Annotated in this window: 30 protein-coding genes; 22 read left to right on the forward strand and 8 right to left on the reverse strand. The window is 30.0% G+C overall.

Features of this window, described 5'->3' with window-relative positions; genetic code table 11:
- Window positions 1-22: 22 nt before the first annotated feature.
- The 7 genes from JNO63_RS04510 to JNO63_RS04540 form a co-directional block, all read right to left on the reverse strand.
- Complete coding sequence (locus tag JNO63_RS04510) at window positions 23-676, reverse strand: TIGR04283 family arsenosugar biosynthesis glycosyltransferase (protein ID WP_203127304.1); 654 nt, start codon at window positions 674-676, stop codon at window positions 23-25.
- A complete protein-coding gene (locus tag JNO63_RS04515; RefSeq protein WP_203127305.1) occupies window positions 648-1,319 on the reverse strand; it encodes a TVP38/TMEM64 family protein in 672 nt (223 codons plus the stop codon). The genes JNO63_RS04510 and JNO63_RS04515 overlap by 29 nt, the downstream gene beginning before the upstream one ends.
- Window positions 1,294-2,025: a TVP38/TMEM64 family protein gene (locus JNO63_RS04520; protein WP_203127306.1), complete on the reverse strand. Its 732-nt coding sequence runs from the start codon at window positions 2,023-2,025 to the stop codon at window positions 1,294-1,296. The genes JNO63_RS04515 and JNO63_RS04520 overlap by 26 nt, the downstream gene beginning before the upstream one ends.
- 11 nt (window positions 2,026-2,036) lie before the next feature.
- Window positions 2,037-2,867 carry a rhodanese-like domain-containing protein gene (locus JNO63_RS04525; protein WP_238390475.1) on the reverse strand — a complete coding sequence of 277 codons (831 nt, stop codon included), beginning with the start codon at window positions 2,865-2,867 and terminating at the stop codon, window positions 2,037-2,039.
- Window positions 2,851-3,144: a hypothetical protein gene (locus JNO63_RS04530; RefSeq protein WP_203127307.1), complete on the reverse strand. Its 294-nt coding sequence runs from the start codon at window positions 3,142-3,144 to the stop codon at window positions 2,851-2,853. The genes JNO63_RS04525 and JNO63_RS04530 overlap by 17 nt, the downstream gene beginning before the upstream one ends.
- Before the next feature lie 76 nt (window positions 3,145-3,220).
- Window positions 3,221-4,393: a sulfurtransferase gene (locus JNO63_RS04535; RefSeq protein WP_203127308.1), complete on the reverse strand. Its 1,173-nt coding sequence runs from the start codon at window positions 4,391-4,393 to the stop codon at window positions 3,221-3,223.
- Window positions 4,394-4,405: 12 nt separating this feature from the next.
- Complete coding sequence (locus JNO63_RS04540; protein ID WP_203127309.1) at window positions 4,406-5,332, reverse strand: (Fe-S)-binding protein; 927 nt, start codon at window positions 5,330-5,332, stop codon at window positions 4,406-4,408.
- Between the two features lie 264 nt (window positions 5,333-5,596).
- Between JNO63_RS04540 and JNO63_RS04545 the strand changes: the two genes are divergently transcribed.
- The 6 genes from JNO63_RS04545 to JNO63_RS04570 are packed head-to-tail and all read left to right on the forward strand — an operon-like array spanning window position 5,597 to window position 11,036.
- Window positions 5,597-5,950 (forward strand): Asp23/Gls24 family envelope stress response protein, encoded by a 354-nt coding sequence (locus JNO63_RS04545; RefSeq protein ID WP_203127310.1) that lies wholly within the window; start codon window positions 5,597-5,599, stop codon window positions 5,948-5,950.
- A gap of 6 nt (window positions 5,951-5,956) precedes the next feature.
- Window positions 5,957-7,531, forward strand: a complete 1,575-nt coding sequence (locus JNO63_RS04550; protein WP_203127311.1) for a DAK2 domain-containing protein — start codon at window positions 5,957-5,959, stop codon at window positions 7,529-7,531.
- Window positions 7,531-9,519: an ATP-dependent DNA helicase RecG gene (locus JNO63_RS04555; RefSeq protein WP_203127312.1), complete on the forward strand. Its 1,989-nt coding sequence runs from the start codon at window positions 7,531-7,533 to the stop codon at window positions 9,517-9,519. The genes JNO63_RS04550 and JNO63_RS04555 overlap by 1 nt, the downstream gene beginning before the upstream one ends.
- Window positions 9,519-10,061 (forward strand): 16S rRNA (guanine(966)-N(2))-methyltransferase RsmD, encoded by a 543-nt coding sequence (rsmD, locus tag JNO63_RS04560; protein ID WP_203127313.1) that lies wholly within the window; start codon window positions 9,519-9,521, stop codon window positions 10,059-10,061. Before JNO63_RS04555 ends, rsmD begins: the two co-directional genes overlap by 1 nt.
- On the forward strand, window positions 10,058-10,540 hold the full coding sequence (gene coaD / locus JNO63_RS04565) for a pantetheine-phosphate adenylyltransferase (protein ID WP_203127314.1): 483 nt from the start codon (window positions 10,058-10,060) through the stop codon (window positions 10,538-10,540). The genes rsmD and coaD overlap by 4 nt, the downstream gene beginning before the upstream one ends.
- Before the next feature lie 10 nt (window positions 10,541-10,550).
- Complete coding sequence (locus tag JNO63_RS04570; RefSeq protein ID WP_203127315.1) at window positions 10,551-11,036, forward strand: ATPase; 486 nt, start codon at window positions 10,551-10,553, stop codon at window positions 11,034-11,036.
- 24 nt (window positions 11,037-11,060) lie between these two features.
- On the opposite strand, the gene JNO63_RS04575 is transcribed toward JNO63_RS04570, so the two are convergent.
- Window positions 11,061-12,218, reverse strand: coding sequence for a tRNA(Met) cytidine acetate ligase (locus JNO63_RS04575; protein ID WP_203127316.1), 1,158 nt, complete (start codon window positions 12,216-12,218; stop codon window positions 11,061-11,063).
- A gap of 140 nt (window positions 12,219-12,358) precedes the next feature.
- Here JNO63_RS04575 and efp point away from each other — a divergent pair, with 140 nt between their 5' ends.
- Genes efp through JNO63_RS04655 form a run of 16 tightly spaced genes read left to right on the forward strand, consistent with a single transcriptional unit; the run spans window position 12,359 to window position 25,192 of the window.
- Window positions 12,359-12,916: an elongation factor P gene (gene efp / locus JNO63_RS04580; protein ID WP_203127317.1), complete on the forward strand. Its 558-nt coding sequence runs from the start codon at window positions 12,359-12,361 to the stop codon at window positions 12,914-12,916.
- 9 nt (window positions 12,917-12,925) lie between these two features.
- A complete protein-coding gene (locus tag JNO63_RS04585) occupies window positions 12,926-13,252 on the forward strand; it encodes an Asp23/Gls24 family envelope stress response protein (protein WP_203127318.1) in 327 nt (108 codons plus the stop codon).
- Window positions 13,252-13,626, forward strand: a complete 375-nt coding sequence (nusB, locus tag JNO63_RS04590) for a transcription antitermination factor NusB (RefSeq protein ID WP_203127319.1) — start codon at window positions 13,252-13,254, stop codon at window positions 13,624-13,626. Before JNO63_RS04585 ends, nusB begins: the two co-directional genes overlap by 1 nt.
- A gap of 1 nt (window position 13,627) precedes the next feature.
- Complete coding sequence (gene xseA / locus JNO63_RS04595) at window positions 13,628-14,815, forward strand: exodeoxyribonuclease VII large subunit (protein ID WP_203127320.1); 1,188 nt, start codon at window positions 13,628-13,630, stop codon at window positions 14,813-14,815.
- Window positions 14,808-14,993, forward strand: coding sequence for an exodeoxyribonuclease VII small subunit (gene xseB / locus JNO63_RS04600; protein ID WP_203127321.1), 186 nt, complete (start codon window positions 14,808-14,810; stop codon window positions 14,991-14,993). The genes xseA and xseB overlap by 8 nt, the downstream gene beginning before the upstream one ends.
- Complete coding sequence (locus tag JNO63_RS04605; RefSeq protein WP_203127322.1) at window positions 14,986-15,813, forward strand: polyprenyl synthetase family protein; 828 nt, start codon at window positions 14,986-14,988, stop codon at window positions 15,811-15,813. Before xseB ends, JNO63_RS04605 begins: the two co-directional genes overlap by 8 nt.
- A 9-nt stretch (window positions 15,814-15,822) precedes the next feature.
- Complete coding sequence (locus tag JNO63_RS04610) at window positions 15,823-16,275, forward strand: arginine repressor (protein ID WP_203127323.1); 453 nt, start codon at window positions 15,823-15,825, stop codon at window positions 16,273-16,275.
- A complete protein-coding gene (gene recN / locus JNO63_RS04615; RefSeq protein WP_203127324.1) occupies window positions 16,275-17,975 on the forward strand; it encodes a DNA repair protein RecN in 1,701 nt (566 codons plus the stop codon). Before JNO63_RS04610 ends, recN begins: the two co-directional genes overlap by 1 nt.
- Window positions 17,962-18,507: an NUDIX hydrolase gene (locus JNO63_RS04620; protein WP_203127325.1), complete on the forward strand. Its 546-nt coding sequence runs from the start codon at window positions 17,962-17,964 to the stop codon at window positions 18,505-18,507. The genes recN and JNO63_RS04620 overlap by 14 nt, the downstream gene beginning before the upstream one ends.
- A complete protein-coding gene (locus tag JNO63_RS04625; RefSeq protein WP_203127326.1) occupies window positions 18,507-19,199 on the forward strand; it encodes a segregation and condensation protein A in 693 nt (230 codons plus the stop codon). Before JNO63_RS04620 ends, JNO63_RS04625 begins: the two co-directional genes overlap by 1 nt.
- Window positions 19,200-19,205: 6 nt before the next feature.
- On the forward strand, window positions 19,206-19,739 hold the full coding sequence (gene scpB, locus JNO63_RS04630) for an SMC-Scp complex subunit ScpB (RefSeq protein WP_203127327.1): 534 nt from the start codon (window positions 19,206-19,208) through the stop codon (window positions 19,737-19,739).
- Window positions 19,729-20,424, forward strand: coding sequence for a pseudouridine synthase (locus JNO63_RS04635; RefSeq protein WP_203127328.1), 696 nt, complete (start codon window positions 19,729-19,731; stop codon window positions 20,422-20,424). The genes scpB and JNO63_RS04635 overlap by 11 nt, the downstream gene beginning before the upstream one ends.
- Before the next feature lie 40 nt (window positions 20,425-20,464).
- On the forward strand, window positions 20,465-21,679 hold the full coding sequence (locus tag JNO63_RS04640; protein ID WP_203127329.1) for an NAD(P)/FAD-dependent oxidoreductase: 1,215 nt from the start codon (window positions 20,465-20,467) through the stop codon (window positions 21,677-21,679).
- Window positions 21,676-22,329, forward strand: a complete 654-nt coding sequence (gene cmk, locus JNO63_RS04645; RefSeq protein WP_203127330.1) for a (d)CMP kinase — start codon at window positions 21,676-21,678, stop codon at window positions 22,327-22,329. Before JNO63_RS04640 ends, cmk begins: the two co-directional genes overlap by 4 nt.
- Window positions 22,319-22,894 (forward strand): lysophospholipid acyltransferase family protein, encoded by a 576-nt coding sequence (locus tag JNO63_RS04650; protein WP_203127331.1) that lies wholly within the window; start codon window positions 22,319-22,321, stop codon window positions 22,892-22,894. Before cmk ends, JNO63_RS04650 begins: the two co-directional genes overlap by 11 nt.
- A gap of 15 nt (window positions 22,895-22,909) precedes the next feature.
- On the forward strand, window positions 22,910-25,192 hold the full coding sequence (locus JNO63_RS04655) for a bifunctional 4-hydroxy-3-methylbut-2-enyl diphosphate reductase/30S ribosomal protein S1 (protein ID WP_203127332.1): 2,283 nt from the start codon (window positions 22,910-22,912) through the stop codon (window positions 25,190-25,192).
- Window positions 25,193-25,196: the final 4 nt, after the last annotated feature.

Raw genomic sequence — 25,196 nt, forward strand, 5'->3', positions numbered from 1 at the left:
CGGGGAATGATCCTCGTCTTTTTTATATTTTTTTATAAAGTTTAGCTATTTTTTCTATATCATAACCTTTCCTATACATTTTTTGCAAAATTTTCATCATAAATCCAGTCCTTAGGGGATGATTTTTTAATCTTCTTGAGGAAGTATATATAGGGTAGTCTACTTGCTTTAACTTATAACCATGGTCTTTGATATCCATAGATAATTGATAATCTTCCATTAAAGGAATTGCCTTATATCCTCCGATTTTTTCGAAAATTTCTCTTTTTATAAATATGCCTTGGTCACCAAAAGCAATATTTTTTCTCTTTACCCTTAGATTTGAGAAAAATTCTATAAAATCTAGGCTAGGATTTGTTGGATGAAATTTTAAGGTAAAACAACCTGCATCAAGATTGGATTTTTCTATTACTTTTATACAATCAGGACCTATATAGCTATCACAGTGGAGGAAAAATAAGTAATCACCCTTGGCATACTTACTTGCTGCATTCATCTGATTTGATCTATACTTTGTTTCTCTTATTTTAGGATATGTGATTAGGTCGTAAGTTCCATCACTACTAAAACCATCAGTAAATATTACCTCGATATCTCCCTTTATTTTAGCTAATTGTTTTTCAATTTTTTTTACATTTTCTACTTCATTATAAGTTGGAATTATTATTGTTACCATGTTTTTTATCATATATTTTTTTAGCTAGGAGGGTCAATACTGTAAATGCCACAAGAATTACTATTGAAATTATAAATTCTTTACTACCCACATCTGTTATAGCTGTCCCTACATTTAAATAAACCAAAGTTCCTGGAATAACTGAGATGATAGTAGTAAGTAAAAATGGTACAAATTTTATTTCAGTTAAGCCTGCAAGATAGTTTTCAAAAATATAAGGAACTGCAGGTACTAGTCTAAATATAATAAAAGTAGTTATAAGTTTTTTCTGATCTTTAGTATAAATTAAATCTAAATATTGATCAGGTAATTTATCTTTTAAGATATTATAAACTTTATCCTTAGCATATTTGTGTGAGATTAAATACATCAGTGTTGTATTTGTAGCAACCCCAATTGTTGTATATATTAGTCCGTTTAAAAATCCAAACAATGTTCCACCTACTATTACAATACTAAGGGTCGGGAATAAAAAGACAGGAAGTATTGTAAATGCGATTATATATATTATAGGTGCTAAAGCTCCGTAAGATTCTATTTTTGCTTGTAATATATCTATATTAATTGATTTATTTACCCAAACTATTAAAGCTATCACTAGGATAGCTTTAATAACATTATAGATTTGTTTTGTGTTTTTCATTGTATCTTTTTCTTATGAAAGCTACGAGAACAGCAAGGATAGATATGATTATTACAAACATAAATATTCCACGTGCTCCGCCATCAAGCTCTCCACCTGTGTAGGAATACACAATAGTTGCTGGTAATTGTCCAAGTCCTGTGGCTAGGAAAAATCCCCAGAAACCCATTGATGTAAGTCCTGCAGCATAGCTTACAATATCAAAAGATATAAATGGTAAAAGTCTTGCTAAAAGAATAGTGTGTTTACCATATCTTGCAAAGAAATCTTCGATATTTTCTAAAGCTCCTTTGCTAGAAAGTTTGATAACTGCATCACGGCCTAGTGATCTTGCTATAAAAAAGCATAATGCGGCTCCAACCATAGCTGAAGACCATGAAAGTATAGCTCCCTTAACCCAGCCAAAAATAGCTGCATTGGCTAGTGTTATCAAAACTGCAGGAATAGGTGCTATAACAGATTGTAAAACCATTAATAAAAAAGAAACTACAGCTGCTTTTGCGCCATAACCACGGATGTATTCAATAACACCACTTAAACCACCAGTACTGATGGCTTTTAAAGCGTTATTAATTCCATTTCTAAATGATGGGATTATGAAATAAGCTAGTAATAAAACTAATAGGGGCACCAAAATAGCAAGTTTAGAAGAATTTTTTAATCGTTCTTCTTGTGGATTTGTCTTATCTGTGTGTCTCTGTGTCATATTTTATTACCTTAATTTTCAGATAGATCATATCCGTCGTATTCTTTAGTACCATCAAGAGCGTTTATTACTTCATGGCCTTCATTTGCTAACATATCAGCTACTTTAAATGATCTGTTTCCTGAGTAGCAGTGTGTTAAGAATGGTTTATCAGTTGGTAATGTTTTGATTAATTCTTCTGCTTGATCAACTGGAACATTAATTGCTCCTGCTAAGTGACCTTTATTGTAGTCTTTCTCATCTCTAACATCTACGATTGTGTAATCGCCTGTTTTTGCAAGTTCTATAAATTCTGGTCCTGATACTGATGTTACTTTTGTTTTTGTGGTGTAATCAAAATCTCCATATGCTCCAGCAGATTTTACATTTGTAAATCCATTATCTACTAAAGTCTTATAAGCTTCTTCTGCTTTTCCAGTAGTTTCACCGTAAACAACAACATTTTTGTCTTTAGAATCAGCTAGTTCATCAATTCTTTCAGCTAATTCATCAGCTGGAAGTGTGATAGCGTGTTTTACGTGTCCTTCTTTGTAAGCTTCAGCTTTTCTTGTATCAATTACTAGATATTTTTCCTTTTCGTCGTTATCTTCTTGGATTTTATCTAGTTCTTCACCTGTAATTGTTTTAACTTCAGTTTCGGAATTATCTTTAGCAGTATCATCAGTGGTTGCTTCATCTGTTGTAGATGTTTCTGATTTGTTAGTATCTTCACTTGTATTTTCTGTAGAAGTAGTATCTTCAGTTTTTGTTTTTTCTGGTGCTGTAGCTGTGTTATTTCCACAACCTGTTAGGGCAAAAGTACCAATTAGCATAAGTGTAAGTAGTTTATTTGTTTTTTTCATATTTTTCTCCTATTTTGTTAAATTCTAAAATATTTATCAATAGCAATAAAAATGATATTGCATATTTAGTAAGCTTAAATTTATTAATATTAATGGTCATTAAGATTAATATTGCAATTGTAGACAATAAATTAATAACTCTTAATGTTTTGTACTTATAAAAGTTATAGATTAAATAAATCAATAATCCCAAGCTAATAAGTATTATTATGATTTTAATATTATAATTATTTTCTAAATTGTAATTATAGTAAACTAGTGTTCTTTGAACTCCCATTTTTTTTCTTGAAAAGTATTGGATTAAAAAAATGCCTAATAAGAAAATTAATTGAAAGATCGAAAGTATAATATTTTTATTCTGTGGCTTTGTCATTTGATAAGTCGCCGACTTTTTTTATTTCTGCACCATCTTTTGGATCACCAAGTTGGGCAGGAAGTTCATCATGCATTTGCCACTCGTTCCATCCACCATCAAATAATTTTGCAGTAATTCCTTTTTCATAGAATTTTAGGATTGGCAGGGCAGCTCTCCAACCAGTTCCGCAGTAAAATACCATTTCTTTGCTGGTGTCTACACCTTCAGCCTCTAACATTTTTATCATATCTGTGTAGATGATATATGTTCCATCTGGATTTTTATAGTTCGCTTCATCATGGCCGTATATTGCACCTGGCAGTTCACATGCTTTTGGAATATAAGAATATCCACTGGTTTCACCGACATATTCTTCATAGCTTCTAGTAGAAATGTATTGAACATCATCATTTTCATCTTCAATGTCTTTTTTAGCTTCTTCTAGGCTCACTATAAATTCTGGGTGGGCAGGATATTCACCTTTAAAATCATCTTTGGCAACTGCTTTATTTTCACCATCTTCTGTTTCATAACCCTTGTCCATCCAAACTTTAAGGCCGCCATCAATTAGCTTTATGTTTTCAACACCTTCTATCAGATAGGCTAGAGCTACTCTTGGTGCTCCAGAATCAGGACCGTATAAAAATACTGTTGTATCTTTATCAATTCCGTAATCTAGCATTGATTTTACAATTTCATCATCGCTTTTTAAATTCCAAACTGGGCCCTCTTCGATAGTATCAGTATTTATATGAATAGCTCCTGGGATATGATTTTTTAAATAATCCTCGCTGGCGTCAGCTTCACCCCAAGTAACTTCTGCTATTACATAATCACCAACATCTTCTTTGCCATCAATTACATCTTTTACATACTCAGCTGTAACAAAAATATCCTTGTTTTTTGTCCTTCCACAGCAATCAAGTATTTCACCGTCATCAGAATCTTTGATAGTTTCAGATGCAATTTCTTTTTTTTCACCATTTTTTGATTCTTCATTTGATTCTTCTACTTCATTGCTGTCTGATGTTTCTTCGCTTACTTTTTCATTTTCTGCAGTATTTTCATTTGCATTTTGATTTGAACAAGCTGTAATACTTAAAACAAAAAACAAAGTAAAAAATGAAAGGCCAAGTTTTTTTATGATTTGATTAATATTTAATTTTTTCATTTATTCTCCTGTTTATTTAAAAAATTTCGCTTTAAGTGCATTTTTTAAATAATCCGTATTTACTTCTTCATCGATGCCTAAAAATACTGAGACAAAGTGGTGGACCTTGTTATATTTGGAAAATCGCATAGAACAAGTTGCACAATAAGTATAAATCTCATCATTTTTAATAGATTGAGCCATACCATCTGCTATTTCTTTTTCCTTTTTACTTGCTAGACCTCCTGCACCACAGCAATTAGTTGATTTAAACTTATCTTGCCATTTTGGAGCGTGTCTTTTAATGACTTCAAATATTTCTCTATTATATCTATCAGAACATGGGTAAAATACATTGCATTCATGATCTATGTCTTTTATATAATTATATTCTTCTAGCCATTCAAATATAGAAATTATTTGAGCATCGTATTTATTTTTCATCTGATGGTAGCAGTTTGGACATGCAGTTACAATCCTATCTATATCCAGATTTTTTATTTGATCATCTAATAACTTACTAGGAGTATCTTTGTATCCTGAGCTTTTAACTGGATTTTTGCAACAGTCGATAGAAAAATCAAAACCCTTATCTTTAAATAAGTCTATTAAAGTCTTAGAAGTTTCTGGATAAAATGCTGGAAAGTTGCAACCTAGATATAAAAGATCCCTTGATTTACCTTTGTTTTTTGGAAGGTTTCTAAAGGGGTAGGATTCTTTAGTAAGTTTTACGAGTTTATATTTTGGAGTATTTTGTCTAAATGCCAGTGAAATATATTTGCCGTTTAAATTTTTAGGACAAACATCACTACATTTATTGCATAAAAAGCATGAATAAGCTAAGTCTTCTCTTTTAGTAAAATCTAATAAGTTTATACTATATTTACTCAAAAATGGACAATTATCAGTACATAGCCCGCACTTGATACAATTGTCCTTAACTATTTTCAGATAATCCATTTTATTTCCAATCTTTATGATAAAATATTTTAAGTGTGTACTAAAGCCTAGGGCTTATCTTAAAATATTACATTTAGCTTATAAATATATTCAAACTTCATAGTGTACTTATTGCCTTTGCAATTATGAAAATGTTGTCATATATCCGTTTATATATTAACACAAAAGATTATTTTGTCAATATATATACAGCAAATCTAGAATGCTTATAGTATAATATAACAAATATATATGATATAATAGGTCCAAATAATGGAGGATACAATGTCTATAAAATACGTAAATAATTTAGGCAAGGTTACTATAGATGATTCTGTACTCAGCAACATAGTTGCAGCTACAGTAATGCAATCATACGGTGTAGTCGGCCTTGCATCACAATCAGCAAAAGATGATATTTATCAATTATTAAAACTAGAAAATATGAGCAAAGGTGTAGAAATACATAGAAGAGATGATGGAACTCTTACAATTAATATTTCAATTTTTATCCTGTATGGTGTAAGAATTTCAGTAGTAGCACAAAATATAATTGACAATGTAAAATATACAGTCGAAAAATCTCTAAATGTTAGAGTTTCTGATGTAAATATTTTGGTGCAAGGAATAGGACAGTAGGTGAATATGAGAGAAATTGATGCAAATAAACTCCACCAGATGATAATTGGAGCTTATGAATTATTAAATGAAAATAAAGAGATGGTTAATCAATTAAACGTCTTTCCGGTTCCAGATGGAGATACTGGAACAAATATGACTATGACTATGAAGTCAGGGGTTGATAAAGTTAATCAATTAAATAGTACTAGTTGCTATGAAATTGCAAAAGCTTTATCCCAAGGAACCCTTATGGGAGCTCGTGGGAACTCCGGAGTTATCCTATCTCAACTTGTAAGAGGGCTATCTAAAGCTATTAAGGGCAAAGATATTATCGAAATTTCTGATATAAAAGAAATTTTTCAAATAGCAAATCAAACAGCTTATAAGGCTGTAATGAAGCCAACTGAGGGAACAATCCTTACAGTTAGTCAAAAGATGACTGATAAGGCAAATGAAGTCTATAGCGAAGAAATTAACTTAGATGAGTATCTATTTGAAATAATTAGTGCAGGGCAAATAGCATTAGATAACACACCAAATCAACTTCCAGTATTAAAAGAAGCAGGTGTGGTTGATTCTGGTGGACAAGGATTGATCACTCTACTTAAAGGTGCATTTACTGCTTTAAATAGTGATATCAAAATCGAGGATATTCATAGCAAAAGTCAAGCAGCAAAAAAAGATTTGCCTTATGAATTAAGTTTTGAGATAGCCACTACAGAAGAGTCTTATAAAACTATTTTAAAGAATCTTGAAACAATGGCCGATGAAATAGAAGAATCTTTTGAAGATGAAGTATTAAAAGCAAGCTTAAAAACTGATAACCCATATGGGTTACTACAAATGTTAACTGTAGATGGAGAGATTTTAAAGGCTGAGTTTAAAAATTTAAAACCAAATGCAGAAAAAGTTACAAGCAAAAAGTCAAGTCAGGCTAAAAAGTATGGTTTTATAGCTGTAAGTCGCGGCGAAGGCTATGATGCAATCTTAGAATCAATGAATGTAGACGAAATCATTTCTGGTGGCCAAACTATGAACCCATCCACAGAAGATATTTTTAATTCATTAGATCGTGTTAATGCTGAAAACATTATTATTTTCCCAAATAATAAAAATATAATAATGAGTGCTAAACAGGCAGCTGAAATTACAGAAAAAAATGCAGTCGTTGTAGAAACTAGATCTATACCAGAAACATTTGCTGCAATGCTAGAATTTGACGAAGATAGTGATATTGAAACAAATGTAGAAAATATGAACGATGCTATCAAAGAAATGCACGTAGCTGAAATTTCTATATCTATCCGTGATACTTCAATCAATGGCATAGAAATTGTAAGAGATGATTATCTAGGAATACTAGATGGTAATATCGTAACATCAAATGCAAAAATTGTTGATACAGCATTAAAAACTATTGCAAGTGCATTAGAAGATAATGAAGATTTATCGCTTATTACTCTATATTATGGAGAAGAAGTAGACAAAAAAGATGCCAAAGACTTGGTAAATAAAATCAGCAAGAAAAATAAAGATGTCGATGTAGAGCTAGTTTATGGTGGACAACCAGTTTATTATTACACAATAACACTTGAATAATGGACTTACTTGATCTAAAAGGCATTGGAAAAAAGAAAAAAGATACACTAAGAAAACTAAATATCTACACGGTTTCTGATTTGTATAATTACTATCCGACTAGTTTTGAGGATAGAAGTCATAAAACAAATATATTAAAGGCAAATCCAGATAAAAAATCATATTTTGAATGGAAAATAGTAAGTAGGTCATATCAAAATCGTACCAGAGTAGGGATTATAACTTACTTGTTTGCCTTTGAAGAAGAGACAAATCAAAAAATAAAAATCATATGGTTTAATGATAGATTCTCACATCAAAAATTAAAAGTGGGAGATAACTATAAATTTTATTGTAAAGTGAAATCAGAAAATGGGATTTACGAGACTGTCAATCCAATTTTTTGTGAACTAGATGATGAGCAGATTGGCAACATAATTGCAATCTATCCGCTTACAAGTGGGATAAATCAAAAGCAATTATCTGGATTTATTAAAGAAAGCCTTAAAAACTTTGATAAGGATGAAGAGATTTTAGATACTAGTATTTTGAATAAGATCTCCTTTAATACTAAGCTGGATAATTTAAATCAAATTCATTTTCCTACTGAAAAAGAAAATTTGATGGCCGCTAAGTCACAAATTAAAATTATAGATTTTGTAAAAGAACTTATCTATATTGACTATATAAATCAAAATCTCCAAAGAAAACAAAGTTTAGATCTAAAATATGATTTGGATAATATATTAGGGAAATTAGAATTTAAACTCACTAGATCTCAGCTTATTTCTTTAAAAGAAATATTAAATGATGCAAGCAAAGATCAATTGATGAATAGGTTATTAATTGGTGATGTAGGATCTGGAAAAACAATTGTTGCTATAATTGCAATGATTATATTTGCCTTAAATGGCTATCAAGCTGCTATGATGGTTCCAACAGAGGTCTTAGCTATCCAACAATACGAAAAAAATTTAGATTTAATTAGCAAATTTGGATTGAATTTAGGGTTGCTAACTGGATCTCAAAAAAATAAGGATGAGATTAAGGAAAAACTTGCTAATGGTGAAATTGATATTGTAATTGGCACACATGCTCTTATTCAAGAAGATGTAATTTTTAAAAATTTACGTTTTGTTGTAAATGATGAGCAGCATAGATTTGGTGTTGGACAAAGGCAGGCTTTGGGCAAAAAAGGTGAAAAAGTTAATTACCTTACCATGACTGCAACTCCAATCCCAAGAACAATTTCCTTAAGATTATCTAAAATTTTAGATTTATCAATGATAAATGAACTTCCAAAAGGCAGAAAACCAATTACTACAAGTGTAATCACTGAGGCAATGGAAGAAACATTATTTTATGAGATAAACAAAAATTTAGATGAAGGACGACAAGTCTATGTAGTTTCAAATAATATCGATGCCGATGATAAAAATAGTGTAGAAAAGCTATACAAACGTTATATAAAACAATTTAAAACGAGGAATGTAAAAAAACTTCACGGGGATATGAAAGCCGCCGATAAGGATAAAACTTTGAAAGAATTTGCTGAAGGGCGTATAGATATTCTGATTTCAACCACAGTAATTGAAGTTGGAATAGATGTCGCAAATGCTAACACAATGGTAATTTATAATGCAAATCACTTTGGACTTTCATCTCTCCACCAATTACGAGGCAGGGTTGGTAGAGGCCAATACGATTCATATTGTTATTTAGTAAGTAAACATGCTGATAATATGGCAAAATTAAATATCTTGGTAAATAACGAAAATGGCTTTGATATTGCAAAAAAAGACTTTGACCTACGTGGTGGTGGTAAAATTTTATCATCCATCCAACACGGTAGAAATATCAGCCAAATAGAGTTTTTAAATATGGCAAGTGAAGAGATTGATAAGGGCTTTAAAATATTTGATTATCTAAAAGCAAATAATTTTAGAGGCGTAAATTTTTCTTATGTAGAGAAATTTTTTGAAATGGATAAAAGGATAATTTTAAATTAATGAGAGTAGTAGCAGGAAAATATAAGGGTTTTAATCTAACCGCACCCAAAAATAAAAATACTAGACCTACTGATAATAAAATCAAGGAAGCAATTTTTGATATGCTTTATCCAATGAAGACAAATGGTAATGCCCTAGATTTGTTTGCAGGAAGTGGGCAAATGGGTATAGAATTTTTATCAAGGGGTATGGATTTTATTTATTTTAATGAGATAGATAGGTCAAGTTTAAAAACTCTAAATGAAAATTTAGAAAAAATTAATAATCCAAATTATGAGCTTAGTAAATTAGATTATAAATTGGCCTTGGAAAATTATAAAAATAAAGGGATAAAGTTTGACTATATATTCCTAGATCCGCCCTATGATGAAGAATATATCACAGAATCTATCGAATTAATTTTAAATTATGAATTGTTAAATGACGATGGTATAGTAATAACTGAATCAGATAGAAACATTGAGTTTTCTGATACATATGATTTATATCTCATTAAAGAGAAAACTTATGGAAGGAAAATAGTTAAAATTTATATAAAATGAAAGTAATATATCCCGGAACCTTTGACCCACCAACATTTGGGCATCTTGACATTATAAAAAGACTTAGTCAAATGTTTGATGAAGTAGTAGTTGCACTTTTGATAAATGGTAATAAAAATCCGATTTTTACCCTAGATGAAAGAATCGAAATGATAAAATCAGATATAGATGACCATAATCTTAAAAATGTAACTATAAAAACATTTGATGGCCTGATGGTAAACTTTGCAAAAGAAGAAAATGCACACATAATTGCAAGGGGGCTGAGGGGCATGGCTGACTATGAATATGAAAGAAATCTTGCAAGGGTAAATGAAGCACTTTTTAAAGGACTTGAAACAGTTTATCTTTTAAGCAATCCTGATTATTCGCACATTAGCTCAAGCATGGTAAAAGAAGTTGCAAGCTTTGAAGGAGACATTTCCTCCTTTGTAAGCGCAGATGTTGAACGTAAAATGAAAGAAAAATTCAATTATTAAGGAGGAAAACATGGCAAGTACAATTACAGAATTAATAAATGAAATGGAAGATGTTATGGATGAAGCAAGTGCTGTTCCATTTTCTAGAAAAGTATCAGTGGATCCAGACGAAATTTATGAAATATTAAATGAAATGAAAGATTCTCTACCTCAAGAAATTAAACAAGCTGAGTGGACTTATCAAGAAAAAGATAGAATTATTGGTGAAGCTAATGCTGAAGCTGATCGTAGACTAGCAGATGCTGATAAAGAAATTCAAAACTTCAAAGAACAAGCTAAAACTCAATACCAAAAAATGATTTCTGAACACGAAATCACTCTACAAGCTAGAACAGAAGCGGACAGAATCTTACAAGAAGCAGCAACTGAAGCAAATAAAATTAGACAACAATCATATGAGTATATCGACAAATTATTCTCATCTTCATCAGAAAACTTCAGTACTCTAGCTCAACAATTAGAAAAAAATAGAAGATCTATTCTAGAATCTAGATAATAAAATAAGGCGCCATTAGTTTTCCTAATAGCGTCTTATTTTTTTTGTAAAATCCCTATTTATTTCTCGATTCGTAGAAAGATTATATAAATTTGAAGCTTTAATCATTTGTGATAATATTTCTAAATCATCACCATCTAAATTATCCATATCTTTTTTTGTTAGTATTGATTTACTTTTTGCATTTCTAAAAATATATTCACTTTTTTTATTAAATGCCAACACTCTATAGAAATTTGGATCATAATCATTAAGTTTACTCGTATTATCTAAGATATAATTTAAAATTAACCTTTTAATCCTAGAAGAAGTGTATCTTTTAGTAGTGACTTCGTCTAAAAATTGCTCAAATAAATTGTTTTTACTAGCAATTTTTGAAAGATAATTATCAATTCCATTTTCATATCCCAAAATATTTACCATTGGTTTTTTATCTATAAGCAGCAAAAATTTAAATAAATCATATTCATATTCCATATTAGGGATGCCATAGTCTATTTTATTTTTTTCTAAAAGCTTGTAAGAATAATCTGGGACGTGATCTTTGTAGTCAGCGAAAATATTATTCCTAATTGCAGTTGATGAAGAAATTTTTTCTTTTCTTAAGTCACTATCCCTATTTAAAGATGATATTCTATTAATCGGTATAGCTTTAATTTTTGAATTAATTTTCCTGATAGCTCTTATATATTCTAGAGCTAGTATATTATTTGCAGTGATAAAATTACTTTCTCCTAGTATTTTACAAGTAGCATCATAACGAGCCTTGGTGAAAGATGAATTAGAAAGATTTTCCTTAGTTAATCTTTCAAGCTCACTGGATTTGTCAATTAATAAATTTACTTTTTCTAAAAAATCATCAGAATTTATATTCTCAATACCAAAACATAAATAATCTATGCCGATTTTTTCCAAAATTTTGATAGATCCTAGGGCAAAGTATTCTGCAGATTGTAAGGTGATAAATGTTGGCATTTCAATTATCATATCAAATCCAGCTTTGATGGCACTATCTGATCTAGCGAATTTATCTATTATTGCTGGTTCTCCTCTTTGAACATAGTTTCCGCTCATAATGCTTATAGAGATATCTGCATTTGTTAATCTTTTTGCTTCATCCAATAAGTATTTATGGCCATTATGAAAGGGGTTAAATTCCGAAATTATTGCTAAAGTTTTCATAAAATCTTTATACCCCAATTGTATTTTATTTCATGAATAAGAATAATTTTAGATATATTTGAAATATAATTTTAATAAAATTTCCAAAAAAATACAGAATATGGTATAATAATGTAAACTAAATTTACATAGGAGGAATTATGATTTCTGCAAATGATTTAAGAAAAGGTGTTACTTTTGTATATGACAATGATGTTTACCAAGTAGTTGATTTTCAACACGTTAAACCAGGTAAGGGTGCTGCTTTTGTGCGTGCTAAAATTAGATCAGTTATGGGTGGAGGAACAAAAGATGTAACTTTTAACCCAAATGAAAAATTTGAAAACGCTGTTATCTCTACTACAGAAATGCAATATTTATACAATGACGGTACTCTATACTACTTTATGGATCCTGAAACTTTTGAACAAATTGGTATAGAATACGAGGCTGTAGAAGAAGCTATACAATATGTAAAAGAAAACGACTCAGTTCAAATCAAATTCTATGATGGCAATCCATTTAGTGTTGAAGCACCAAATTTTGTAGAACTAAAAGTTACAGAAACAGAACCTGCTATCAAAGGTGATACAGCAACAAACGTTACAAAACCAGCTACAGTTGAAACAGGTGCAGTAATAAACGTTCCAGTGTTCGTAAATGAAGGAGACACAATCAAAATTGATACAAGAACTGGAGATTACCTATCCAGAGTTTAAGGAGAAATGATGGCTAATAATTTTAGAAATGGGCAAGTAAAGATTGCAAATGAAATCTTAGATCAACTTGCTATCAGAGCAAGTGAAGAGATAAATGGAGTTTGTGGACAAGAAGAGAATGATAGCAAACTAAATATTTCGCAACATGGCCCAAAAAGTACAGTTACACATTCAAATGGTAAACTTTTAATAGATCTTAGTGTAAATCTTGATAAAAATGTAAATGTAAGAAAAACAGTAAAAAATATTCAAGAAAATGTAGTAAGAGTTATTGAATCTATGACAGGCCTTAGTGTATCACGTGTAAATGTATCTGTGGACAAATTAGTAATCTAATGAAGCGTAGTAAGCAAAGAGAGTGGGTTTTTAAACTCATCTATGAGGACAGTATAAATAAAATATCAGATGTTGAAAAAACATTGGAAAATCACAACATAGCTGATGAAGATTTTATAAGGGAATCTATAATTTCTTACAATAACAATTATGAAAATATAGAAAAAACTTTAGAAGAATCTTTAAAAAAGAGATATAGTCGTTTATCAAAAGTTGAGAAAGCAATATTATTTTTAAGCCTAAATGAAATGACCTACATGGATATCCCAGTTTCTGTATCTATAAATGAAGCTGTGGAGCTTGCAAAAACTTATGCTGATGACAATGATTACCAAATGATAAATTCAGTTTTAGGGAAAATTGTAAGAAAATAATATGTTAAAGGCTCTTTCTGTAAAACAATTTAACGAATATTTTAAAACTAGCATAAAACATGATCCCATCCTAACAAGAGTTTATATAAATGGTAGCCTTGCCAATATTAGGTTTAATGGCGCCCATTTATATTTTTCTCTTAAAGAAGGAAACGATATTATAGACTGCGTGATTTATTATTACGATGATAAGGATATTGATTTTGACTTTAAGGAGGGGATGGATGTTTTAGTTCGAGGTAATTTTTCCTATAACAACTATTCATCTAGAGTAGTCATAATTACAAATGAAATAAAGGAAAATGGAGTATCAGAAGAATATTTAAAGTTTATCAAAATGAAAGAAGACTTTAAAAATCGAGGATACTTTGATTTAGAAAATAAAAAACAAATTCCAAAACTACCCAAAAATGTAGGTCTTATAACTTCGAAAGATGGAGCAGCCATAGTAGACTTTGTTTCAGTAATCAATCAAAAACCGAATGATATCAATATAAAATTATTTCCAGTAAAAGTTCAGGGAAATGATGCAGTTGATTTGATTTTAAAAGGTCTAAATGATTTGGAAAAAATGAATTTAGATGTAATTGTAATTACACGTGGTGGGGGATCGAGCGAAGACTTGTCAGTTTTTAATGATAAGGAAATAATTGAACAAGTATTTAGGTCAAATACACCTATTATCTCAGCAATAGGACATAAAATTGATACAACCTTATTAGATTTGGTAGCTGACTTATCATTACAAACTCCAACCGAAGCAGGATCTTATATTATTGCAAATTATACAAATTTAGAAAGTGAAATGAAGAAAAATTTATCTTTGATGAAAGATATTATTTTAGGTCAACTAAGGCTAAATGAATACAAACTTGCAATATTAAAACAAAAATTAAAAGCAGAAAATCCCAAAAACAGTGTTGAGCAAAAAAATAAAGATGTTAAAAGTTTAAAAATTGCTATGGACAAGGCAATAAAAAATAATATTGCCCATAATATAAGCAAACTCAATTTATTAGAAGCAAGACTGAAATCTGCAAAAACATTAATTGAATCTAGGAAAGAAAATATAGTGATCAAAAATGCTCACAATGCTGAAATATTTTCAAAATATTCTATAAATATAGGGGATGAGATTGAAATCAACTTTAGTGATGGAAGGATAAAAGCAGTAGTTACTGATGGATAAATCATTTGAAGAAAATTTAAAAAAAATTGAAGAACTCTTAGAAAAATTAGAAGAAAACAAAGAAAACTTGGATGAGAGTATAAAGATATATGAACAAGCAAATGGTCTTTATGATGAGCTTAAATCTCAGCTTTCAGAATACCAAGCAAAAATTGAAGTAATAGGCAAGCATGAATAAGGAAATATTTCAAAAATCATTAAATGATAATAGAAATTTAATAGATAAGAAAGCAATTTCATATTTTACTGATAAATATAAGCTAGTAGAGCCCTTAGTTTATGCTATGGATTCTGGAAAAAGAATCAGAGCTAATCTTTATCTTGAAACTTTAAAAATGTTTAATAAAGTGATTACGGATCTAGACTTAAATTTTGCTTTAGCCTTGGAAATGGTTCATGCATATTCATTAGTTCATGATGATTTACCAGCTATGGATGATGATGATATGAGACGCGGAAAAGCATCTTTACATATTAAATTTGGTGAAGATATTGCAATATTAACTGGGGATGCTCTTTTAAATGAGGCAAGTTCATTAATATTTGATTTAGCCAGTGAGAATTTAGACTATTCAAAGGCTGGAAGATATCTTTTTGAACACACAGGTTATAAGGGTATGGTCGAGGGCCAAGTATTAGACCTAAGATGTCCTAATGATTATAATAAAGATTATTTATTAAATGTCTATGATAAAAAAACTTCTGATTTATTTAAAGCTTCTATTGTTTCTGCTGCTATTGTTAGTAATTGTTCAGATCAAAAAGTGAAAAAATTAGAAGAATTTGCCTATAATTTAGGTTTGGCCTACCAAATCCAAGACGATTTATTAGAAGATAGCTATACAGATGAACTTAATATTTTAAATGTTTTAGATAAGTCCGCTGCTATAAAATTGTTAGATGATATAAATAAAAAAGCAAAATCATCGATATTAGAATTTGAAAATAACGATTTTTTATTATTTCTGATAGACTATCTATCAGTGCGCGAGAAATAAGGAAATAATATGAAAAAATATACTAGACAAAGACTAATACTTGATATTATTCAGAATAATGAAGTAAAAACTCAAAGCCAGCTTTCTCAAATGCTTAGGGATCATGGAGTTGATGCGACACAAGCTACAATTTCTAGAGATATCAAGGAACTTCGCATTTCAAAAGTACAAACAGATGATTATGAATATAAATATACTGTTGTAGATACAGTATATGATACTTTAAATGAGCGTATGGAAAAGATTTTTAAAGAGTCTGTACTTTCTGTTGAAAAAAGTGGACAATTTTGTGTGATAAAAACTATTTCATACTGTGCGACTGTTTGTGGCCAATATATTACAAATGCAAAACTTGAAAATATTCAAGGTATAGTAACAGGAATAGATACTATGTTTATTACACCACGAGATTTTGATGCCCTAGATGATTTGATAGAAGAATTAAGGGATATGGTTAGATAATGCTTTCTGAGCTGTTTATAGATAATTTTGTAATTATTAAAAGAAATCATATATTTTTTGAAGATGGATTTAATGTACTAACTGGAGAAACTGGATCTGGTAAGTCTTTAATTCTAGAGTCTATAAATTTGCTTTTAGGAAAAAGAGCTGACAAAGATATAGTGGGCCGTTTTGCAGATAAAACTGTAATCGAAGGAGTTTTTGAGCTTGATAAAAAGGCTAAAGATATACTTATAAATAATGGTGTTATATTTGATGAAGATGATAATAAACTAATAGTAAATAGAACTATTTCTCAAAAATCATCCACTTTGCGTATTAACGGGAGAGTGGCAAATCTTACTATACTTAGAGAGATATCACCAATTTTAATTGATATCTATAATCAAGGCGATTCTAATGCTTTTATGAACAAGGCAAACTATATTTATCTTATCGATAATTATTCTAACGATCAAGAAACTATCGATCTTAGAAAAATGATTAAGGCCTTAGTTAATCAAAAAAATGAATATTTAGTAAAATATAACAATCTAAATCTGTCAGATGAAGAAATAACTAGAGAACGAGACTTGATAAAATACCAAATCGAGGAAATTGATAAAATTGATTTGTTTTCTATAAATGAAGAAGAAATTGATGAAGAATACAAGAAGCTAAATAATATCAATGCTTTGCGAGAGTCTATAGAGCTTACGAAGGGTGTGTTGGATAATAGCGATTATGATGTAAATTCAATCTCTTCAATGCTTGGAACAATACTAAGTGAAATTAATTCTTTTTCTGATATCGATAGTAAGGTAAGTGAGTTTTATGATAGAATTTCTGCACTAAATGATGAAGTCAATGATATTTATTCAGAGATGGATATTTATCAAGAAACTTTAACTGGAGATCCAGAAAGAGCTGCAGAATTAGAAGATCTTATAGAACACATTTATAATCTAAAGAGAAAATATGGGGCGAATATCGATGATATCATATCCTATTATGATGAAATCTCAGCTAGAATTAAGGAACTGGATGAGATTGAAGATTTAAGAGATAATCTAGATGATATCTTATCAGATATTGACCAAAAGCTAGATAAAAATGCAAACAAACTCCATGAGATAAGAGTTAAAAAAAGTAAAATTCTTGAAGAAAATATAAATAAATCCATTGCTGATTTAAATATCAAAAATGGTTTGTTTAAGATAGAATTTAGTAAAAAAGAAAATATTGATACTACAGGAGCTGATGAAGTAGATTTTCTGATAAGAACAAATAAGGGAGAAAATCTAAAATCTCTTACTAAAACAGCATCAGGCGGTGAAATATCCAGGATTATGTTAGCCTTTAAAGAAATATTTGCTGATTTTGATGATGTAGATACAATGATTTTTGATGAAATTGATACAGGAATATCAGGAAGAACTGCCCAAATTGTAGGTGAAAAAATACTCGATTTATCAAACAAAAGGCAAGTAATAGCTATAAGCCATTTGCCACAAATTGCATCTCTTGCAAGCAATCATATACTGATTAGTAAAGAAGATGTGGGAGATTTTACTATATCATCTACACAAAAAATTGAAGGTAAAAAGCGTATATTGGAAATAGCTAGACTTATAGGCGGAGTAAATATAACAGATATAACCATAAATTCAGCAAGTGAAATGCTTGAAATGGCGGAGGAATTAAGAAATGAGCGAAAATAAATTTTACGAAACATCGATAAAATCAGATACTATTTATGATGGCAAAATTTTAAAACTCAGAGTTGAAACGGTAGAATTACAAAATAAAAAATATTCAAAAAGAGAAATTGTAGACCACCAAAAAGGAGTAGGCATTATAGCTTATGACGGCGATGATAAATTATGGATGGTTAGCCAATATAGGATTGTAGTTGATAAAGTAATGCTAGAAATTCCAGCAGGTCTAGTTGACCCAAATGAAGCTCCAATTGAATCTGCAAAAAGAGAACTACAAGAAGAAGTGGGATTTTTCCCAGAACAAATAGATTTCTTATTTACTATGCATGCATCTCCAGGATTTACAAATGATAAATTATTATTTTTTGTAGCAAAAAACTTAAAAGAATCAAAACTTGAATTAGATGAGGATGAGAACCTAGAAGCAAAATCTTATCCTATAGATGAGCTCTACAATATGGTAGAAAATGGCGAAATCACAGATGCAAAAACAATAATTGCTATTCAATATGCAATAATGAATAAAAATAATTAATGGAATTTACTATTGAACTAGAGGGCTTTACAGGCCCTTTTGATTTGTTATTAAAACTAATTGAAAAACAAAAAATTGATATTTACGATATTAATCTAGAAGATGTAACTAATGATTATCTATCGGAGATCGAAAAGCTGGACCCTGCTATAGAAGACTTAAGTAGTTTTATATACATAGCTTCAGTACTTTTAAATATAAAATCAAATAAACTATTACCTAGAGAAAAGGAAGAAAATCTAGAAGAAGATTTTATTGCGTATCTAATTGAGTACAAAAAAATAAAATCGGTTCAGGATGATTTAAAACTCTTAGAAGCAGAAGCTAGAAAAATTCATAGCAAATATGGGGAAGACTTGGCAAAATTTGAAGCAGAAGAAGAGATAATTACTAAAGATGTAAAAATTTTAGCCAATCAATTTCAAAAGCTTTTAAAAAGAATAGAAAAGGAAGAAAAACCTCAAAACATCATTTCTCAAATCAAGATACCAGATGTAAATGATTATTTATCAAGCTATAGAAAGGCTTTAGATATAAGAAATGATTTGAAACTTGATCTAATAATAAATGAAATCCATACAAAGGCAGAATGTATAGCAAGTTTCTTGGCACTTTTAGAACTTTGCAAGCTAAGAGAAATATATTTAGAACAAAATCAAGGAAATAAATTTCATATTAAAAAGAGAATGTAGGAAAAAATGGATAAAATTTATCTAAAAGGACTTATTGAAGAGGTCTTATACATTTGGGGCGAACCAATTGGTATAGAAGATCTCTCAACAATAATAACTGATGCAGATAAAAATCAAATAAAGATAGCTATCGATGAGATGGTTGCAGAAAGAAAGCAAAATCAAAGTGGGCTTTTGATAAATAATTTTGATGAAAAATACCAGTTTGTGACAAGGGTTAAACATGATAAGTATTTCTCTGCCCTTGTTAAAAAAAGCGAAAAAAAATTAACATCCTCAGCCTTAGAAACTCTATCAATAATTGCATATAAGCAACCAATAACTCGAGCAGAAGTTGATAAGATCCGTGGTATAAATTCTCAAACTACAATTGATAATCTTTTAGAACGTGGACTTATAAAAGAAAATGGACGCTTGGAGAAAATTGGCAAGCCGATTATTTATGTAACTACTACATTATTTTTGCAATATTTTAATATATCTTCCCTTAAAGAATTACCTGAAATTAAAGAGTTAGAAGAGGATAGTTATGAGGATTAATAAATTTATTGCCCAATCAGGATATACATCTCGTAGAAAAGCAGATCAGTTAATTTTAGCTGGAAAAGTAAAAATAAATGGGAATGTTTTAAATGAAATGGGATATGATGTAAAGGAAGATGATATAGTAAGTATCAATGGTGAGATATTAAAACTAGAAGAATATTTTTATTATAAACTAAATAAGCCAGTTGGATATATAACAAGTAATTTTGACCCTCATAATGACAAAGATTTAAATAATCTAATTGACATTGACGAAAGATTTTTCGCGGCTGGTAGGCTCGATAAGGATAGCCATGGGCTTTTGATAATTACAAATGATGGAGATTTTACAAACTCTCTAATCCATCCTTCATCTGGGATTAGCAAAGAATATATAGTAAAAGTTGATAAATTGCTCAATCAAAATCAAATCGAAAAATTTAAAAGTGGTCTTGATATCGGTAATGGTGAGATGACATCAGATGCTGCTATTCGCTATATAAAAAATAACACATATATAGTTGCTATCCGCCAAGGATACAACCGCCAAATTAGAAGGATGTTTGCTGTGTTTGGATCAACTGTAATTGACCTAAAACGCACAAGAATTGGTGCAATACATCTTGATAAATTAGAAGAAGGCGAATACAGGAAATTTGATGACAAAGAAATGGAATTTGTTTCTTTATGGAAGGAATAGTTATCTATTTCTTTTTTTTATGGTAAAATTTTTATAGTATATGAAAAAAATAGGAATCATTGGAGCTGGAGCTAGTGGACTTTATGCTGCAATAAATTTAAAAAATCAAAATACAGATGTGACTATACTTGAAAAAAATGATAGGATTGGCAAAAAAATCCTCATGACTGGCAATGGTAGATGCAATATAACAAATGCAAAGTTTTATGATGAATTTTTAGAAAACATTGTGACAAATCAAAAGTTTTTATATTCATCATTTAGCCAGCATGATAACTATGCTAGCATGGATTTTTTTCAGAGCAAAGGTCTAGAATTAGTTACCAAAGAATATGATAGAGTATTTCCAAAATCTCAAAAAAGTACTGATGTAATAAGATTTTTCAAAAGAGAAATTATAAAAAATAATATAAAACTTATTACAAATACTGAGGTTTTAAGTATTAAAAAATTCGAAAAATTCTTAGTTAAAACTGATAAAAAAAATTACGATTTTGATTATTTAATCATTGCAACAGGTGGATTGTCATATCCAAATACTGGGGCAACTGGTGATGGATATAAATTTGCAAAAAACTTTGGACACAAAGTTACAAAAACAATTCCATCTTTAGTGCCTATTTTCTTTAAGGATAAAGATTTAGAAAATATAAAAGCCCTATCCCTTGAAAATATAGAAATAAAAGCAGAAACAAATAAAGGAGATTTTTCGCAATTAGGACCAGTTTTATTGACAAAAAACTTTATATCAGGACCTAGTGTTTTAAGACTATCTTCTTTTATAGTGGGAACAGATGTAAGACAAATTTCACTAAATTTATCAGTTTTAGATGAGAATGAACTTGATAAAACTCTAATAGAAATATTTGATAAAAATTCTAATAAGGATATATCAAATGTTTTAGACCCAATTTTACCAAATGCTTTAGTCCCAGTAGTAATAAAAAGAGCACACATAAATCCAGATAAAAAATCTAATCAAATTACAAAAGATGAGAGAAGTAGAATAGTAAAAAATATTAAAAATTTTACCTTGGATTTTGATAAATTCGGCGGATTTAATACTGCGGTTATTACTAAAGGCGGAGTAGATGTCAGAGATATCGATCCTAAAACTATGGAATCAAAACTAGTTTTTGATTTATATTTTGTTGGAGAAGTCTTAGACATAGATGCTTTAACTGGAGGATTTAATTTACAAATCGCATTTACAAGCGCATTTGCTGCAGCAAGTGCTATAAAGGAGAGAATATGACTTATATAATTGCCATAGATGGGCCAAGTGGTTCTGGAAAATCAACTATTTCAAATAAACTGGCAAAAATTTTAAATATAGAATACCTAAATACTGGTGCTATGTATAGGGCAGCAACTCTTTATTTTCTAGAACATTCTTTAAATGAAGACTCAAGTACTGAGGAAATATCAAAGGCCTTAAATAATATAAAAATAGATTTTAAGGATAATGAAATATTTTTAAATGATATAAATGTAGAAAATGAAATTAGGACAGATATTGTGACTAAAAATGTGTCATGGGTTTCTGCAATTGCTCTTGTACGAGAGAGACTAGTTGATATGCAAAGAGAAATTGCAAAAGAAAAATCATTTGTACTTGATGGTAGAGACATCGGTACTGTTGTATTTCCAAATGCTAAGTATAAATTTTATTTAACTGCAAATGCTAGGCAGAGGGCCATAAGAAGATTTGAGCAAAAAGAATCAAAACTAACAGTTGAAGAAATTGAACAAGCGATAATTTCCCGTGACCAATACGACTCCACACGTGAAATATCACCTTTAAAAAAAGCTGAGGATGCAATTGAGATTGATAACTCAAATTTAAATATAGATCAGACGATTGATCTAATACTAAAGAATATGGAAAAATCAGATGTTTTATAGAATTATAAGAATAATAGCTAAAATTTTTATATGGCCACTTTATAGAGTCCATGTAGTAGGATATGAAAATATACCAGCAGATAATTATATCTTATGTGCCAATCACAAATCTGGATTTGATCCGATATTTCTAGTAATAGCCTTTCCGCCTCAAATAAAATTTATGGCTAAAAAAGAATTGTTTGAAAACAAGTTTTTTGCCTGGTTATTAAAAGGACTTGGAGTTTTTCCTGTAGACCGTAAGGGTCGTGACTTAGCTAGCTTAAAAAACTCAATAAGCTTACTTAAAGAAGGAAAAACACTTGGAATCTTTCCAGAGGGAACGAGAACAAAAAATATATCTCGTGAGAATATGAAAGATGGTGTGGCCTATATTGCCTTAAAAGCGAAAAAGGATATATTGCCTGTTGAAATTGTTTCAACTTATAAACCTTTTAGAAAAACATATATTTATATAAATCAACCAATTAATGTAGATAAATATTTATCTATGAAATCAAAAGAGGCTATGGTAAAAATGACTGATGAGGTATTTTTAAATATCTATCAAACACAGCTAAGATAAAAGAAAGAGAAAAAAATGGAAATAATTATAGCAGAAAATTCTGGATTTTGTTTTGGGGTAAAAAGATCTGTTGATCTAGCTCATGAAGCCCTAGATAGCAAAAGAGATAAATATACAGTTGGACCGCTAATTCATAACCCACAATTAGTAGAAAAGTTAGAAAGTCAAGGATTAAAAGTTTTAACTAAAGAGCAAGCTCTTAAAATAAAGGATTCATTAATTGTAATTCGTGCCCATGGAGAAAGTGCTGAGTTTAAACAAGCACTCTTAGATAATGGAAATGAAATACTTGATGCGACTTGTCCGGTCCTAGGAAATATATATATAAAAATAACAGAAAAAGAGAAAGAAGGATACCAAGTTATTATTGTAGGGGACCCTGATCACCCTGAGATAATTGCTATGGACTCTTATTTAAAAAATGGTATAATAGTAGATGATGAGACTGAAGCAAAAAATATTAAAAGTGAAAAACCACTCTATGTTGTAAGTCAAACTACAAATAGAGCTGATTTTTACTATGATATTGCAAATACGCTCAAAGAAAATAATGGTAGTGTTGTGATAGAAAACACAATATGCAACGCAACTAAGCTTAGACAACAATCAGCAGCAGAGTTGTCAAAGGAAGTTGATTGCATGATTGTAGTTGGTGGTTTTAATAGTTCTAATACTAACAAGCTATATCAAGTAGTGAGTTTGTATAACAAAAATGTTTTTAGGATTGAGACTGTTAAAGATCTACCTTTGCAAAAGCTCTCGGAATTTAAAAAAATTGGAATAATCGCAGGTGCATCCACACCTGATGAGATTATTGAGGAGGTAGTTAGTAAAATGGACGAATTTACAAAAGAAGATTTTATGAATAGTCTTGAGGATAGTTTAAAAAAGGTATATCCAAAAGATGTTATCACAGGAACAGTTATCGATGTAAAAGATGATGAAGTTTTTGTTGATATCCAATACCGTGCAGATGGTATCATTAAACTTGACGAAATGACAGAAGAAGAACAAGAAAATCCTAAAGATCATTTTGAAGTAGGAACAGACATTGATGTTTATGTTATTAAACTAGATGATGGTGAAGGAAACGTAGCTCTATCAACAAGAAGAGTTCAAGGAATGAAAGTTTGGAAAGAACTTGCTGAAAAATTCGAAAACGAAGAATTAGTAACAGGTACAGTTTCAGGCTTTAACAAAGGTGGACTTACAGTTGATGTTGAAGGAGTAAGTGGTTTTGTACCAGCTAGCCAAGTTGCAACATACTTTGTTAAAAACTTCAAAAAATTTGTTGGTGAAACATGGGATTTAAAAATTGTTTCAATCGATGAAAGAAAAAATAGATTAGTTTTATCTCGTAAAGATGTTCTTGAAGAAGAACTTGACGAAAGATGGGATGAACTTGAAGAAGGTCAAGTACTTGAAGGTGAAGTTGCAAGACTTACAGACTTTGGTGCTTTCGTAGAAGTAAATGGACTTGATGGTTTACTTCACGTTTCAGACATTGCATGGACTAGAGTAGAAGTTCCATCAGATGTACTTAACGTTGGAGATACTATCGAAGTTAAAATATTAAAATTAAACAAAGAAAAAAATAGAATTTCTCTAGGTCGTAAACAACTACTAGATAAACCGTTCGATTCATTTGTAAATGAACACGAAGTAGGTGATGTAGTAACAGGTAAAGTTGTAAACTTACTTGACTTTGGTGCTTTCGTAGAAGTAGCTGATGGCGTAGAAGGACTAGTACACGTTTCAGAAATTTCTTGGGACCATGTAGAAAAACCATCTGATGAATTAAATGTAGGAGATGAAATCCAAGTTAAAATTATTTCATTAGATAATGAAGAAGAAAAAATTGGTCTATCAATCAAACAACTTGAAGAAGCTCCAGAAAGACCAGAAAGAAAACCTAGACGTGAGAAAAGAGAAAATACTAATAACAACAGACCAAGAAGAAAAGCTGAAAGATCTAACTCAAATAACTTTAGCTCAGATGCTGATCTAAACAACAACCTTGGTAACTTATTAGAACAAGCTCTATTTGCACAAGGTTCATCTGATTTAATCTCTGAAGACTCAGAAGTTGACAATGTAATTGATGATTTCGATTCTGTTGAAGCTCCAGAAGAAAATCTTGATCAAGAAGTTAACGAAGAATTAGCTACAGAAGCTGAAAAGCTAGACGATGAAGTAGTTGATGAAGACATCGTAACACTTGAAGATGAAGAAAATCTTGATCAACCAGCCGATGAAATCGATGATGTTGATGAAAATGAAGAAGAAATAGAATATTAATCTA

The organism is Anaerococcus sp. mt242, assembly GCF_016798225.1.
GTDB lineage: Bacteria > Bacillota > Clostridia > Tissierellales > Peptoniphilaceae > Anaerococcus.

Coding starts and splice junctions, on each gene's coding strand:
- JNO63_RS04510 (WP_203127304.1), bottom strand. CDS start 676: ATGGTAACAATAATAATTCCAACTTATAATGAAGTAGAAAATGTAAAA.
- JNO63_RS04515 (WP_203127305.1), bottom strand. CDS start 1,319: ATGAAAAACACAAAACAAATCTATAATGTTATTAAAGCTATCCTAGTG.
- JNO63_RS04520 (WP_203127306.1), bottom strand. CDS start 2,025: ATGACACAGAGACACACAGATAAGACAAATCCACAAGAAGAACGATTA.
- JNO63_RS04525 (WP_238390475.1), bottom strand. CDS start 2,867: ATGAAAAAAACAAATAAACTACTTACACTTATGCTAATTGGTACTTTT.
- JNO63_RS04530 (WP_203127307.1), bottom strand. CDS start 3,144: ATGGGAGTTCAAAGAACACTAGTTTACTATAATTACAATTTAGAAAAT.
- JNO63_RS04535 (WP_203127308.1), bottom strand. CDS start 4,393: ATGAAAAAATTAAATATTAATCAAATCATAAAAAAACTTGGCCTTTCA.
- JNO63_RS04540 (WP_203127309.1), bottom strand. CDS start 5,332: ATGGATTATCTGAAAATAGTTAAGGACAATTGTATCAAGTGCGGGCTA.
- JNO63_RS04545 (WP_203127310.1), top strand. CDS start 5,597: ATGTCTATAAAATACGTAAATAATTTAGGCAAGGTTACTATAGATGAT.
- JNO63_RS04550 (WP_203127311.1), top strand. CDS start 5,957: ATGAGAGAAATTGATGCAAATAAACTCCACCAGATGATAATTGGAGCT.
- JNO63_RS04555 (WP_203127312.1), top strand. CDS start 7,531: ATGGACTTACTTGATCTAAAAGGCATTGGAAAAAAGAAAAAAGATACA.
- rsmD (WP_203127313.1), top strand. CDS start 9,519: ATGAGAGTAGTAGCAGGAAAATATAAGGGTTTTAATCTAACCGCACCC.
- coaD (WP_203127314.1), top strand. CDS start 10,058: ATGAAAGTAATATATCCCGGAACCTTTGACCCACCAACATTTGGGCAT.
- JNO63_RS04570 (WP_203127315.1), top strand. CDS start 10,551: ATGGCAAGTACAATTACAGAATTAATAAATGAAATGGAAGATGTTATG.
- JNO63_RS04575 (WP_203127316.1), bottom strand. CDS start 12,218: ATGAAAACTTTAGCAATAATTTCGGAATTTAACCCCTTTCATAATGGC.
- efp (WP_203127317.1), top strand. CDS start 12,359: ATGATTTCTGCAAATGATTTAAGAAAAGGTGTTACTTTTGTATATGAC.
- JNO63_RS04585 (WP_203127318.1), top strand. CDS start 12,926: ATGGCTAATAATTTTAGAAATGGGCAAGTAAAGATTGCAAATGAAATC.
- nusB (WP_203127319.1), top strand. CDS start 13,252: ATGAAGCGTAGTAAGCAAAGAGAGTGGGTTTTTAAACTCATCTATGAG.
- xseA (WP_203127320.1), top strand. CDS start 13,628: ATGTTAAAGGCTCTTTCTGTAAAACAATTTAACGAATATTTTAAAACT.
- xseB (WP_203127321.1), top strand. CDS start 14,808: ATGGATAAATCATTTGAAGAAAATTTAAAAAAAATTGAAGAACTCTTA.
- JNO63_RS04605 (WP_203127322.1), top strand. CDS start 14,986: ATGAATAAGGAAATATTTCAAAAATCATTAAATGATAATAGAAATTTA.
- JNO63_RS04610 (WP_203127323.1), top strand. CDS start 15,823: ATGAAAAAATATACTAGACAAAGACTAATACTTGATATTATTCAGAAT.
- recN (WP_203127324.1), top strand. CDS start 16,275: ATGCTTTCTGAGCTGTTTATAGATAATTTTGTAATTATTAAAAGAAAT.
- JNO63_RS04620 (WP_203127325.1), top strand. CDS start 17,962: ATGAGCGAAAATAAATTTTACGAAACATCGATAAAATCAGATACTATT.
- JNO63_RS04625 (WP_203127326.1), top strand. CDS start 18,507: ATGGAATTTACTATTGAACTAGAGGGCTTTACAGGCCCTTTTGATTTG.
- scpB (WP_203127327.1), top strand. CDS start 19,206: ATGGATAAAATTTATCTAAAAGGACTTATTGAAGAGGTCTTATACATT.
- JNO63_RS04635 (WP_203127328.1), top strand. CDS start 19,729: ATGAGGATTAATAAATTTATTGCCCAATCAGGATATACATCTCGTAGA.
- JNO63_RS04640 (WP_203127329.1), top strand. CDS start 20,465: ATGAAAAAAATAGGAATCATTGGAGCTGGAGCTAGTGGACTTTATGCT.
- cmk (WP_203127330.1), top strand. CDS start 21,676: ATGACTTATATAATTGCCATAGATGGGCCAAGTGGTTCTGGAAAATCA.
- JNO63_RS04650 (WP_203127331.1), top strand. CDS start 22,319: ATGTTTTATAGAATTATAAGAATAATAGCTAAAATTTTTATATGGCCA.
- JNO63_RS04655 (WP_203127332.1), top strand. CDS start 22,910: ATGGAAATAATTATAGCAGAAAATTCTGGATTTTGTTTTGGGGTAAAA.